Origin of the sequence: Micromonospora sp. NPDC049089 (assembly GCF_040648775.1) — a bacterium.
Classification (GTDB): Bacteria; Actinomycetota; Actinomycetes; order Mycobacteriales; family Micromonosporaceae; genus Micromonospora.
Genome location: NZ_JBEZEH010000208.1, coordinates 1 through 12,934 on the forward strand (window position 1 = coordinate 1; position 12,934 = coordinate 12,934).

General features: G+C 71.4%; 9 protein-coding genes. 4 read left to right on the top strand and 5 right to left on the bottom strand.

Features of this window, described 5'->3' with window-relative positions:
* Positions 1-199: 199 nt before the first annotated feature.
* The 3 genes from AB0B48_RS27625 to AB0B48_RS27635 are packed head-to-tail and all read right to left on the bottom strand — an operon-like array spanning position 200 to position 3,583.
* On the bottom strand, positions 200-964 hold the full coding sequence (locus AB0B48_RS27625) for a succinate dehydrogenase/fumarate reductase iron-sulfur subunit (protein WP_355007162.1): 765 nt from the start codon (positions 962-964) through the stop codon (positions 200-202).
* Positions 961-2,898 carry a fumarate reductase/succinate dehydrogenase flavoprotein subunit gene (locus AB0B48_RS27630; RefSeq protein ID WP_355007163.1) on the bottom strand — a complete coding sequence of 646 codons (1,938 nt, stop codon included), beginning with the start codon at positions 2,896-2,898 and terminating at the stop codon, positions 961-963. The genes AB0B48_RS27625 and AB0B48_RS27630 overlap by 4 nt, the downstream gene beginning before the upstream one ends.
* Position 2,899: 1 nt before the next feature.
* The gene (locus AB0B48_RS27635) at positions 2,900-3,583 is read right to left on the bottom strand and encodes a succinate dehydrogenase cytochrome b subunit (RefSeq protein WP_357206583.1); all 684 of its coding nucleotides are present in this window, start codon (positions 3,581-3,583) and stop codon (positions 2,900-2,902) included.
* Positions 3,584-3,666: 83 nt separating this feature from the next.
* Here AB0B48_RS27635 and AB0B48_RS27640 point away from each other — a divergent pair, with 83 nt between their 5' ends.
* Positions 3,667-4,599 (top strand): LysR family transcriptional regulator, encoded by a 933-nt coding sequence (locus tag AB0B48_RS27640; RefSeq protein WP_357206571.1) that lies wholly within the window; start codon positions 3,667-3,669, stop codon positions 4,597-4,599.
* Positions 4,600-4,678: 79 nt separating this feature from the next.
* Here AB0B48_RS27640 and hrpA read toward each other — a convergent pair whose 3' ends face one another.
* Positions 4,679-8,743, bottom strand: a complete 4,065-nt coding sequence (gene hrpA / locus AB0B48_RS27645; protein ID WP_357206573.1) for an ATP-dependent RNA helicase HrpA — start codon at positions 8,741-8,743, stop codon at positions 4,679-4,681.
* A 143-nt stretch (positions 8,744-8,886) separates the two neighbouring features.
* On the opposite strand from hrpA, the gene AB0B48_RS27650 reads away from it, so the two are divergent.
* Positions 8,887-9,279, top strand: coding sequence for a cytidine deaminase (locus AB0B48_RS27650; RefSeq protein ID WP_357206575.1), 393 nt, complete (start codon positions 8,887-8,889; stop codon positions 9,277-9,279).
* 11 nt (positions 9,280-9,290) lie between these two features.
* On the opposite strand, the gene AB0B48_RS27655 is transcribed toward AB0B48_RS27650, so the two are convergent.
* Positions 9,291-9,650: a YciI family protein gene (locus tag AB0B48_RS27655; RefSeq protein WP_357206577.1), complete on the bottom strand. Its 360-nt coding sequence runs from the start codon at positions 9,648-9,650 to the stop codon at positions 9,291-9,293.
* A 118-nt stretch (positions 9,651-9,768) separates the two neighbouring features.
* Here AB0B48_RS27655 and AB0B48_RS27660 point away from each other — a divergent pair, with 118 nt between their 5' ends.
* Together AB0B48_RS27660 and AB0B48_RS27665 are read left to right on the top strand one after the other, a co-directional pair.
* The gene (locus tag AB0B48_RS27660) at positions 9,769-11,745 is read left to right on the top strand and encodes a multicopper oxidase domain-containing protein (protein WP_357206579.1); all 1,977 of its coding nucleotides are present in this window, start codon (positions 9,769-9,771) and stop codon (positions 11,743-11,745) included.
* Between the two features lie 60 nt (positions 11,746-11,805).
* A complete protein-coding gene (locus AB0B48_RS27665; protein ID WP_357206581.1) occupies positions 11,806-12,846 on the top strand; it encodes an iron ABC transporter permease in 1,041 nt (346 codons plus the stop codon).
* The last annotated feature ends 88 nt before the right edge of the window (positions 12,847-12,934 follow it).

Sequence of the window (12,934 nt, forward strand, 5' to 3'; positions counted from 1 at the left end):
GCCGACGCTGCGGTTGCCGGACCTCGGCGCGCCCGTAGCCGGGGACGGTCGCCCCAGCCCCACCGCAACCGAAGCCCGAAGCCCGAAGCCCGGAGCCGGAGCCGGAGCCGGAGGCCAAAGCCCGCAGCCGCGAGAAAAGCAAGACCGCCGTACCCCCGAGGAAAGCGGGATACGGCGGTCTGGTGTCGTGCGGCGCAGCTCAGGAGCCGGGGGTGTTGTTCGCTCCCTTGGCGGTGGCCGCGAGGTAGTCGCGGTTGAGCCGGCCGATGGTGTTCAGCGGGATGCCCTTCGGGCAGGCTGGGGTGCATTCGCCGGCGTTGGTGCAGCCGCCGAAGCCGGCCTCGTCGTGCGCGTCGACCATGCCGATCACCCGGGTGTAGCGCTCGGGCTGGCCTTGCGGCAGCAGGGAGAGCTGGGTGAGCTTGGCGGCGGTGAAGAGCATGCCGGAGCCGTTCGGGCAGGCTGCCACGCAGGCGCCGCAGCCGATGCAGGCCGCCGACTCGAAGGCGGCGTCGGCGTTGGCCTTGGCGACCGGGGTGGAGTGGGCCTCGGGCGCGCTGCCGGTCGGCGCGGTGACGTAGCCACCAGCCGCGATGATCGTGTCGAAGGCACTCCGGTTGACGACCAGGTCCTTGACCACCGGGAAGGCGCTGGCCCGCCACGGCTCGATGTCGATCGTCTCGCCGTCCTTGAACTGCCGCATGTGCAGCTGGCACGCGGTGGTGCCGCGCTGCGGCCCGTGCGCGTCGCCGTTGATCATCAGGCCGCACATGCCGCAGATGCCCTCGCGGCAGTCGTGGTCGAACGCCACCGGGTCATCGCCCGCGAGGATCAGCCGCTCGTTGAGCACGTCGAGCATCTCCAGGAACGACATGTCCGGGGACACGTCGTCGACCGGGTAGGTCACCATCCGACCCTTGTCCTCAGGGCCCTTCTGGCGCCAGATGCGCAGGGTCAGGTTCACTTGTAGCTCCGCTGCGTGGGGTGGACGTATTCGAACTTCAGGTCTTCCTTGTGCAGCACCGAGGGCTCGCCGTCGGCGGTGAACTCCCAGGCCGCCACGTACGCGAACCGGTCGTCGTCGCGCTGCGCCTCACCGTCGGGGGTCTGGTGCTCGGCCCGGAAGTGGCCGCCGCAGGACTCCTCGCGGTGCAGGGCGTCGATGCACATCAGCTCGGCCAGCTCGAAGAAGTCGGCCACCCGGCCGGCCTTCTCCAGCGACTGGTTGAGTTCCTCGCCGGTGCCGGACACCTTGACCCGCTGCCAGAACTGCTCGCGCAGGGCACGGATCTCGTCGATCGCCTTGCGCAGCCCGGCCTCGCTGCGCTCCATGCCGCAGTGTTCCCACATGATCTGGCCCAGCTCCCGGTGGAACGAGTCCACGGTCCGGTCGCCGTCGACAGCGAGCAGCCGCCGAATGCGGTCCTCGACGTCGGTGCGCGCCTCGATCGCCGCCGGGTGGGTGGCGTCGACAGTGTCCAGCCCGCCGGAGGCCAGGTAGTTGGCGATGGTGGTGGGCAGCACGAAGTAGCCGTCGGCGAGGCCCTGCATCAGCGCCGAGGCGCCAAGCCGGTTCGCGCCGTGGTCGGAGAAGTTCGCCTCGCCGATCACGAACAGGCCGGGGATGTTCGACTGGAGGTCGTAGTCGACCCACAGGCCGCCCATCGTGTAGTGCACGGCGGGGTAGATGCGCATCGGCACCTCGTACGGGTCCTCGCCGGTGATCCGCTCGTACATCTCGAAGAGGTTGCCGTACTTGGCCTCGATGGCCTTGCGGCCCAGCCGGCCGATCGCGTCGGCGAAGTCGAGGTAGACGCCGAGCTTGGTCGGCCCGACGCCCCGCCCCTCGTCGCACACGTTCTTCGCGGCGCGGGAGGCGATGTCGCGGGGGACCAGGTTGCCGAAGGAGGGGTAGATCCGCTCCAGGTAGTAGTCCCGCTCGTCCTCCGGAATGTCCTTCGGGCTGCGGTCGTCACCCTTGGTCTTCGGCACCCAGACCCGGCCGTCGTTGCGCAGCGACTCGCTCATCAGGGTCAGCTTCGACTGGTGGTCGCCGGAGACCGGGATGCAGGTCGGGTGGATCTGCGTGTAGCACGGGTTGGCGAAGTACGCGCCCTTGCGGTGCGCGCGCCAGGTGGCGGTGACGTTGCAGCCCTTGGCGTTCGTGGAGAGGTAGAAGACGTTGCCGTAGCCGCCGGAGCCGAGCACCACGGCGTCCGCCATCTCGGTGCTGATCTCGCCGGTGACCATGTCCCGGACGACGATGCCGCGGGCCTTGCCGTCGACGAGGACCAGCTCCAGCATCTCGTGCCGGGTGTTCATCTCGACGTTGCCCAGGCCGATCTGCCGTTCGAGGGCCTGGTACGCGCCGAGCAGCAGCTGCTGGCCTGTCTGGCCCCGGGCGTAGAAGGTGCGCTGCACCTGGGCGCCACCGAAGGAGCGGGTGTCCAGCAGGCCGCCGTACTCGCGGGCGAACGGCACCCCCTGGGCGACGCACTGGTCGATGATGTTGACCGACACCTCGGCGAGCCGGTGCACGTTCGACTCCCGGGAGCGGAAGTCGCCGCCCTTGACGGTGTCGTAGAAGAGCCGGTGGACGGAGTCGCCGTCGTTGCGGTAGTTCTTCGCCGCGTTGATGCCGCCCTGTGCCGCGATGGAGTGCGCCCGGCGCGGGCTGTCCTGGTAGCAGTAGGACTTGACGTGGTAGCCCTGCTCGGCCAGGGTCGCGGCGGCGGAGCCGCCGGCCAGGCCGGTGCCGACCACGATCACCGTCATCTTGCGGCGGTTGGCGGGGTTGACCAGCTTGGCCTCGAAGCGCCGGGTCTCCCAACGCTTCTCGACCGGGCCGGTGGGAGCCTTGGTGTCGGCGATCGGGTCGCCCTCGGTGAAGAGTTCCATGTCAGGACACCAATCCGGTGAGTACGGCGAACGGGACCACCAGGTACCCGGCGCAGAGCAGCACGGCGAAGACCAGAGCCGCGGTACGCGCCCTGCGCTCACCGCGTGGCGTCTGCTGGCCGAGGCTGCGGAACGCGCTGAACGCGCCGTGGCGCAGGTGGAAGCCGACCGCGAGGATGGCGAGGGTGTAGAAGAGCGTGACGTACCAGCGCTCGGGCGCGAAGTCGGCGACGACGTTGCCGTACGGCTTGCTCTCGTCGCCGACCGGGTTCAGCGTGCCGGTGGTCAGGTCCAGCAGGTGGTAGATCACGAAGAGCAGGATGATCACTCCACCCCAGCGCATCGTGCGGGCCGCGTAGCTGCCGTTGACCTTCTTGCGGTGGGCGTACTTGACCGGGCGGGCGGCGCGGGCGCGCCGGGCCAGCACGGTGGCGGCCACGATGTGGGCGACGACCGCCACGACCAGCACGGTGCGCAGGATCCACAGGAACCAGACGCCGGGCAGCAGTGGCTTGCCGATGTCGCGCAGCCAGTGCGCGTAGTGGTCGAACGAGGTCTCCCCCGTGAACACCTTCAGGTTGCCGAGCATGTGGGCGATGAGGAACAGCGCCAGCAGGATGCCCGTCACCGCCATGACGGCCTTGAGGCCGACGTTCGAGCGGATGGGCGACCGAGTCTTCGTGATTACCACAGGACCGACGCTAGGAGCACTTCGATCAGTCGTCCAATGCATCAAACTCGCAGTGTTGATAGCCGTAGGCTATTTAGATGCAGCTCCATCAGCTCCGGTACTTCGTCGCGGTGGCCGAAGTACGACATTTCACCCAAGCGGCCGACCTCGTGGGCATCACTCAGCCTTCTCTCAGTAAGCAAATTCACGCTCTGGAGGCCGACCTCGGAGCACCACTGTTCGAGCGGGTAAGGGGCAATATCGCCCTCACCGCAGCGGGTGAGGTGCTGCTGCCGTTGGCCACCCGGATCCTCGCCGACGTGGAAACCGCGACCCGGGAGGTCCAGGAGTTGGTCGGGTTGCGCCGGGGCCGGGTCCGGCTCGGGGCCACCCCCAGTCTGGCGACCTCGCTCGCCCCGCCGGTGCTGCGCCGGTTCCGCGACGCCCACCCCACTGTCGACCTCAAGGTCGAGGAGGGCGGCTCCCAGGACCTGGTCCGCGACCTGCTTCGCGGCGACCTCGACCTGGCCCTCATCATCATGCCGGCGCAGGGGGCCGACCCGGGGCTGCGGGTCGACCCGATCCTGCGCGAGAGTCTGGTGGTGGCCTCGGTGGGGGAGGTGCCCACCGCGTCGACGACCGGGGAGCTGCGCATCACCGACCTGCGGGACCAGCCGATGGTGATGTTCCGGGAGGGGTACGACCTGCGCGACGCGACCATCCAGGCGTGTCGGGAGGCGGGCTTCGAGCCCACCTTCGCGGTGGACGGCGGCGAGATGGACGCGGTGCTCAGCTTCGTCGAGGCGGGACTCGGCATCGCTCTCGTGCCCGGCATCGTGTTGGCCCGGCGGCCGGGCGTGCGGATCACCCCGCTCGCCCCGCCCGGGGTGCGGCGGACCATCGCGGTGGCCCGTCGGCGCGACGTCGTACCCACCCACGCGGGTCGGGAGCTTCGGCGCATCCTGCTCGACTACATCCAGTCGGCGATCAACCTCGGCGAACTGCCCCCCGGCGTCGAGCCACTGACCTGACCCGCCGGGGAAAGCTGCCGCGAGGAGGCCGGACGGGGCCGCCGCCGCGACCAGGTCGGCGACGGCCCCGCGGTCCGGCTCAGCGGCCCTCGGCGTCGTCCATCGCCCGGTAGATCCGCTGCTCGGAGACGGGGTACGGGGTGCCCAGCGCCTGAGCGAAGACGTTCACCCGCAACTCCTCGATCATCCAGCGGATCTGCCGGACGGCCGCCTCCTGGCGGCGGGCCGGCGACAGGTTGGCGAGCAGGTCGGCGTACTCCTTCTGCACCACAGCGATCCGGTCCTGCTGCTGGCGGTCCCGCTGCGGGTTGCCGCCGAGGCGCTCCAGCCGACGCTCGATGGCGGTGAGGTAGCGCAGCAGGTCGGGCAGGCGTGCGTACCCGGTCTCGGTGATGAAACCAGCGTGCACCAGCCCGGCGAGCTGGTTGCGGATGTCGGCCAGCGCCGCCACCACGGCGAGGTTGCGGGTCGCGCCGAGCCGCTGCTCGACGGTGTACGCGGCGGCGAGGACCTTGCGGACCCGGTCCATCACCTCGACCACTGTGTCGACCAGGTCGGCGCGGACCTTCTCACGCAGGGCCGCGAAACCGTCGGCGTCCCACGCCGGCCCACCGGCCACAGCGATCAGCCGGTCGATGGCGGCGCCCGCCGCGTCCTCGATCAACTCCTGCACGCCGCCGTGCGGGTTGCGGCTCAGCGCCAGCTTCGCCTCGTTGTCCAGCCGCCCCTGCAGGAACCGCGCCGGGGACGGCACGGTGAGCCGCAGCAGCCGGCGGGTGCCGGCCCAGTGCGCCGCCTCCGCCTCGGCGGGGGAGTCGAACACCCTCACCCCGACCGTGGCGCCCTCGTCGACCAGCGCCGGGTACGCGGTGACCGCGTAACCCGCGCGGACCTGCTCGATGGTCCGGGGCAGTGTGCCGATGCTCCACTCGCGCAGCCCGGTGCGGGCCACCTCCGGCGCGGCGGCAGCCACCACCTGGCGTACCTCCTGGCGGAGTTGGCGTTGCAGGGCCGGCAGGTCCTTGCCCTCGGCGACCGGCTTCTCGTCGTCGCCGAGGACCCGGAACGTCACCCGCAGGTGTGCCGGGAGCTTGCCCGGTTCCCACGCGTCGCGGGGCACTGTCACTCCGGTCATCCGGCGCAGTTGCCGGGTGAGCGCGTCCAGCAGCGACTCCTCGCCGGGAGTGATCGCCGCCAGGGCCGCCCGGGCGTAGTCCGGCACCGGGACGAAGTTGCGGCGGATCGCCTTGGGCAGCGACCGCATCAGCGCGATCACCGTCTCCTCGCGCAGCCCCGGCACCTGCCAGTCGAAGGTCTCCGCCGGCACCTGGTTGAGCAGCGGCAGCGGGATGTCCACTGTGACGCCGTCGTCCGGTGTGCCCGGCTCGAACCGGTAGGTCAGTGGCAGGCTCACCCCGTCGGCCTGCCACTCGTCCGGGTAGTCGTCCTCGTCCACCCCCGGTCGGCCGTCGTTGATCAGCAGGTCGCGGGTGAAGGTGAGCAGGTCGGGTTGCTCGCGGCGGGTCTTCTTCCACCAGCTGTCGAAGTGCCGGCCGGAGGACACGTCGGCCGGTATCCGCTGGTCGTAGAAGCCGAAGATGGTCTCGTCGTCGACCAGGATGTCCCGGCGTCGGGCCCGGCTCTCCAACTCCTCGATCTCGGCGAGCAGTCGCTTGTTGTCCGCCCAGAACTGGTGGTGGGTCTGCCAGTCGCCCTCGACGAGGGCGTGCCTGATGAACAGCTCCCGGCTCAGCGTCGGGTCGATCCGGCCGAAGTTGACCTTTCGGGAGCTGACCAGCGGGACGCCGTACAGGGTGACCTTCTCGTAGGCCATCACCGCGGCCTGCTTCTTCTCCCAGTGCGGTTCGCTGTAGCTGCGCTTGACCAGGTGCTGCGCCAGCGGCTCGACCCACTCCGGCTCGACCCGCCCGGCGATGCGCCCCCACAGCCGGGAGGTCTCCACCAACTCGGCGGCCATCACCCAGCGCGGCGGCTTCTTGAACAACGCCGAGCCGGGGAAGATCCCGAACTTCGCTCCCCGCGCCCCCAGGTACTCGTGTTTCTGGGCGTCCTTCAGGCCGATGTGCGACAACAGGCCGGGCAGCAGCGACTGGTGCACCTTCGGGGTGTCGATCTCCTCCGGCAGGTCCGCGCCGCCCCGGCGGCCCCGGCCGGCGTCCGCGTCGTCCGAGGTGTCGCGCGCCGGCCGCCCGCCACGCCGGTCGCCGTCGGACGGGGTACGCAGCACCTGGCGCAGCTGGCTGACGATGTCCTGCCACTCGCGGATGCGCAGGTAGTTCAGGTACTCCGCCTTGCACATCCGGCGGAACGCGCTGGAGGAGAGCTCCCGCTGCTGCTCGCGCAGGTAGCGCCACAGGTTGAGGAAGGCGACGAAGTCCGACTCCTTGTCGGCGAACCGGGCGTGCGCCTGGTCCGCCTGAGCCTGCTTCTCCGCCGGCCGCTCCCGCGGGTCCTGAATGGAAAGCGCCGCGGCGATCACCAGCACCTCGGTGGCGCAGCCGTTGCGTTCGCCCTCGACCACCATCCGGGCCAGGCGCGGGTCGACAGGCAACTGGGCCAGCCGCCGGCCGAGCGCGGTGAGCCGCTTCTCCGGGTCGGCCTCGGTCGGGTTCAACGCGCCCAGCTCGTGCAGCAGGTTGACGCCGTCGGTGATGTTGCGCTTGTCCGGTGGGTCGATGAACGGGAACGCGGCGAGGTCGCCGAGCCCGATCGCGGTCATCTGGAGGATGACCGACGCCAGGTTGGTCCGCAGGATCTCCGGGTCGGTGAACTCGGGCCGGGAGAGGAAGTCCTGCTCGTCGTAGAGGCGGATGCAGATGCCGTCCGAGGTACGGCCGCACCGGCCCTTGCGCTGGTTGGCCGACGCCTGGGAGACCGGCTCGATCGGCAGCCGCTGCACCTTGAGCCGACTGGAGTAGCGGGAGATGCGGGCGGTGCCCGGGTCCACCACGTACTTGATGCCGGGCACTGTCAGCGAGGTCTCCGCGACGTTGGTGGCGAGCACCACCCGGCGCGAGGAGTGCGCGGCGAAGACCCGGTGCTGCTCGGCGCTGGACAGCCGCGCGTACAACGGCAGGATCTCGGTGCCGAGGAGCGAGCGCTTCGTCTGCACCAGCTTGCCCAACGCGTCGGCGGTGTCCCGGATCTCCCGCTCACCGCTGAGGAAGACCAGGATGTCGCCGGGGCCCTCGGCGGCCAACTCCTCCACGGCGTCGCCGATCGCCTGGATCTGGTCGCGGACGGTCTCCTCGTCGCCGTCGCCGTCCTCCTCACCCTCGGCGAGCTCGACGAGGGGCCGGTAGCGCACCTCCACCGGGTAGGTACGCCCCGAGACCTCGACCACCGGGGCGGGCACGCCGTCGGGCTCGTCGGCAGTGGGTGGCCCGGCGAAGTGCCGGGCGAACCGGTCGGTCTCGATGGTCGCCGAGGTGATGATCACCTTGAGGTCGGGTCGTCGGGGCAACAGCTCCCGCAGGTATCCGAGGATGAAGTCGATGTTGAGGCTGCGCTCGTGTGCCTCGTCGATGATCAGCGTGTCGTACTGGCGCAGCATCCGGTCGGTCTGCAACTCGGCCAGCAGGATGCCGTCTGTCATCAGCTTCACCAGGCTGCGCTCGCTGACCTGGTCGGTGAAGCGCACCTTGTAGCCGACCACGTCGCCCAACTCGGTGCCCAGCTCGTCGGCGATCCGGTCGGCCACCGTCCGGGCGGCCAACCGCCGGGGCTGGGTGTGCCCGATCAGGCCGTGCACCCCGCGCCCCAACTCCAGGCAGATCTTGGGAATCTGGGTGGTCTTGCCGGAGCCGGTCTCGCCCGCCACGATCACCACCTGGTGATCGCGGATCGCAGCGGCGATGTCGTCCTTGCGCTCACTGACCGGCAGACCCACCGGGTACGTGATCACGGGCACCGCCGCCTGCCGGGCGGCGAGCCGTTGCTCGGCCCGGACCAGGTCGGCGGTGATCTCGGTCAGCGCCGCCTCCCGACGCTGCGGGTCGCGCAGCTTGCGGGCACCGTCCAGTCGCCGCTGGAGCCGGCGCTGGTCGCGGAACATCAGAGGTGTGAGGCGGCGGTGCAGCTCGCGAACGGGGTCGGACGCGACGGAGGCGGTTGGATTCTGCATGTCGTGCCCAAGGATAGGCAGCCCGGCGGCGCAGCGCCCCTGGGTTACCGAGCGGCCGGCTCTCCGACGGCCACCTCCGGTCCCTTGACGGTCACGGGCGGGCCCTAGAGTTGGCGGCCGACGTCGAGCGCTGGGGGAGCCGGATGGAGATGCGCGACACCGACCGCGCGTTGGTGCAGGCCGCCACCGCGGTCTCCAAGCTGCGCTGTCGCAGCCGGCACCACACTGTCGCGTCGGCGGCCCGGACCGCGGACGGGCGGGTCTTCACCGGCGTGAACGTGCAGCACGCCACCGGAGGGGTCTGCGCCGAACTCGTCGTCATCGGCACGGCCGCCACGCAGGGCGTCACCGCGTTGGAGACGATGGTCACTGTCGCCGACCGTGGCCGCGAGGTCGTCGCGCCCTGTGACCGGTGTCGGCAGGTGCTGCGGGACCACTTCCCGCACCTGCGGGTGGTCGTCGGCCCGATGGACGCCCCGCGGGTGGTCCCGATCGGGGAGTTGCCCGCGGAGGCCGGCAGCGGCTCGGCCGGCTGACCGGGCCCGGGTCAGTCCCCGGAGGCCGCCTCCAGCATCGACTGCGGCACCGGCACGCTCTCGAACCGCAGGGTGCCCTCCGGAAGCAGCCACGATGTGACCCGCGCGACCAGGCGACCGGCCCGCACGGCGGGGTCGTTGGCGAACAGCGCGCGTGCCTCGTCCGGGGCGATGGACATCACCACGAAGCCCCGCAGATGTTCGTCGTCGGGATGCAGGAACGGCCCGGCCGCGAGGACGAGGTCCTGCTGCACGAGGCCCGCCTGGTGGGCCAGGTGGGCGTCCCGCAACCTGTCGATCGCGTCCTGCGGCAGCTCCGGCGGATCCGACGGTCGGGTCAGCAGGACGACCGTGTGCTGGTCGAATCGCATGTCCACACCCTATGACGTGAATGTCCCTCTTATGGGTGTCATCTGCCATCTGTCCGCCCTGTGGTCGTCCGCGAATCTCATTCTCATATCGAGGTTCGAAGCGACTGGGAGGTGCGGCATGGTCACCAGACGTCGGCTGCTCGCGGCCGGTGCCACCGGCGGCGCGGCGGCGCTGATCCCAGCGGGCTGGGCGGCCTCGGGCCGGGCCCTCGCCGCGGTCGCGCCGCTGGACGTCCGGGACATTCCGAAGTACGTCACGCCGCTGCGGATCCCCCCGGCCATGCCGACGGTGGTCACCGATCCGGAGCGCGACACGTACGAGATCGCGGTGCGACAGTTCCGCCAGCAGATCCTGCCGCCGTCATGGCCCCGCACCACGGTGTGGGGGTACGGCTCCACCGCCCACCCCGGCAGCTTCGGATACCCGGCGCCCACCATCATGGCGCGGGTCGGCCGCCCGGTACGGGTGACCTGGGTCAACCAACTCGTCGACGACCGGGGCGACTACCTGCCGCACCTGCTGCCGGTGGACCCCACCCTGCACTGGGCCAATCCGGCCGGTGGCATCGAGCACCGGGACCACCACGGGCAGTGGGACGGCAGCCCACGGGGCTATCGCGGCCCGGTGCCCCAGGTGGTGCATCTGCACGGTGGGCACAGCACGCAGGAGAGCGACGGACACTCCGAGGCGTGGTACCTGCCGGTGGCCCGTGACCTGCCGTCCGACTTCGCCGTGTCCGGCAGCGCGTACCGGGAGTTCCGGTCCCGGTTCGCCGAGCGGTCCGGCCTGCGCTGGGCGCCGGGCTCGGCCACCTTCGAGTACGCGAACGACCAGCGGTCGGGCACCCTCTGGTACCACGATCACGCGCTCGGGCTCACCCGGGAGAACGTCTACGCCGGGCCGGCCGGGTTCTACCTGCTCGGTGGTGGGGACGAGCTGCCGGAGGGAGTGCTGCCCGGCCCGGCGCCGACCCGCGACGATCCGCCGAACGCCTCGTACCACGACATTCCGCTGATGATCCAGGACCGCAGCTTCACCGCCGACGGTGAGCTGCGCTATCCGTCGAGGTACTCCGGCGGCGGCGACGGGCCACCGACCTGGGTGCCCGGGTTCTCCGGCTCCACGATCGTCGTCAACGGCCGCACCTGGCCCTCGTTGACGGTCCAGCGCCGTCGCTACCGGTTCCGGCTGCTCAACGGCTGCAACAGCCGGTTCCTGCTGCTCAGCGTGGCCGCCCACGCCACCGCGCGGCCGGCCCGGCCGGTGCTGCCGGTCTGGCAGATCGGCAGCGACGGCGGTCTCCTGCCCGAGCCGGTGCCGCACGAGCGGGTCACCCTCGGCCCGGCCCAGCGGGTCGACGCGATCGTCGACTTCACCGACGTGCCGGCCGGCACCGAGCTGTACCTGGTCAACGAAGGGCCGGACGGGATGTATGGCGGCGGTCGGCCCGGGGTGGACTTCGACCCCGCCGACCCGCACACCACCGGGCAGGTGCTGCGCTTCGTGGTCACCGACGCGGCCGGCGCGGATTCGAGCGTGCCACCGGAGCAGCTACGGCTTCCGTCACACCCGCGCCTGGGCCAGGCCCAGCGGGTACGCCGACTGTCGCTCAACGAGCGGATGTCCGGCGGTTCGATGATCATGCTGCTCGGCGTCCTCGACGAGCGCGGCCGGGGGCTGCCGTTGCGCTGGAGCGACCCGGTGACCGAGCAGCCGTCGCTCGGCGACACCGAGGTGTGGGAGGTGCGCAACTTCACCCGTCACGTGCATCCGGTCCACCTGCACCAGGTCCAGTTCGAGCTGCTCGGCCGGGGACACTCGGGGCGGTCGCTGCCGGACCCGGGGGAGCGGGGATGGCTGGACACGGTGCTCGCGTACCCGTGGGAGGTGACCCGCATCAAGGCGCGCTTCGACCTGCCGGGTCGCTTCGCCTGGCACTGCCACCTGCTGGAGCACGAGGACAACGAGATGATGCGGCCGCTCAACGTCCTGCCGCGCGGCGGCGCGGCGGCCGGGGACGGCGGCTCGCGTGACGTGCCGGAGTCACGGGGCGTGCCGGAGGTGCCGGTCACTGCATCGACCGAGGCCGGTTAGGCGCCTTTTCGCAGGTCGGCTAAGGTTAGGCGAACCTAAGCCCGATCGTGCAGGAGATTCGTGACCGCCCTCGCCAGCCGGCCGACCCGTAGTCGGGCCAGCACCCGCACCGGGCGTCGGGTGACAGTCACCGTCGGGGCCGCGCTGGTGCTGCTGCTCACCGTGCTGGCCAGCTTCGCGCTCGGCAGCCGACAACTCGGCGTCGACCAGGTCTGGCACGCGCTCGTCGCGCCGGACGGCAGCGATGCCAGCACCATCGTCCGGGAGCTGCGGATGCCCCGGACCGCGCTCGGTCTCGCTGTCGGGCTCGCGCTCGCCGTGGCCGGGGTGCTGTTCCAGGCGCTCACCCGCAACCCCCTCGCCGAGCCGCGCATCCTCGGCATCAGCGCGGGCGCGTCGTTCGGGGTGGTGCTCGCGATCTCCGTCTTCGGCGTCGGCACGCTCGCCGGGTACGTCTGGTTCGGCATCGCCGGGGCCCTGATCGCCGGGCTGCTGGTCTTCGCCATCGCCACCCGCGCCCGCGAGGGCGCCAGCCCGGTCACCCTCGCGCTGGTCGGCGCGGCGCTCGACGCCAGCCTGGCCTCCGGGGTGTACGCGCTGCTCAGCATCGACGCCCGCACCTTCGAGGAGTACCGCTTCTGGGTGGTCGGCGGTCTGGCCGGACGGGACCTGTCGGTCGCCGCGCAGGTGCTGCCGTTCGTCATCGTCGGGTTGGTGCTCGCCGCCCTGGTGGCGCGGGGTCTGGACGCGCTGGCCCTCGGCGACGACGTGGCCCGTGGCCTCGGCCACCGCATCGGCCTGGTCCGCCTCGGTGGTGGCCTCGCCGCCGTGCTGCTGACCGGCGCCGCGGTGGCCGCCGCCGGACCTGTCGCGTTCGTCGGGCTGGCCGTGCCGCACCTGGCCCGCGCCCTGGTCGGCGCCGACCACCGCTGGACCCTCGCCGTCTCCGCCCTGCTCGGCCCGGCGCTGCTGCTCGCCGCCGACATCGCCGGTCGACTCGTCGCTCCGCCCGGCGAAATCCCGGCCGGGATCGTCACCGCGCTGATCGGCGCGCCACTGCTGGCCGTGCTGGTCCGCCGCGCCCGGGTGGTGACAGCGTGACCACCACCCAGCGCCCCCCGGACCCCACCGACACGCCCCGCCCGGGGGGCCCCCGAGGGGGGGTCGGGCCGGCCGGGCCGGCCCGGGC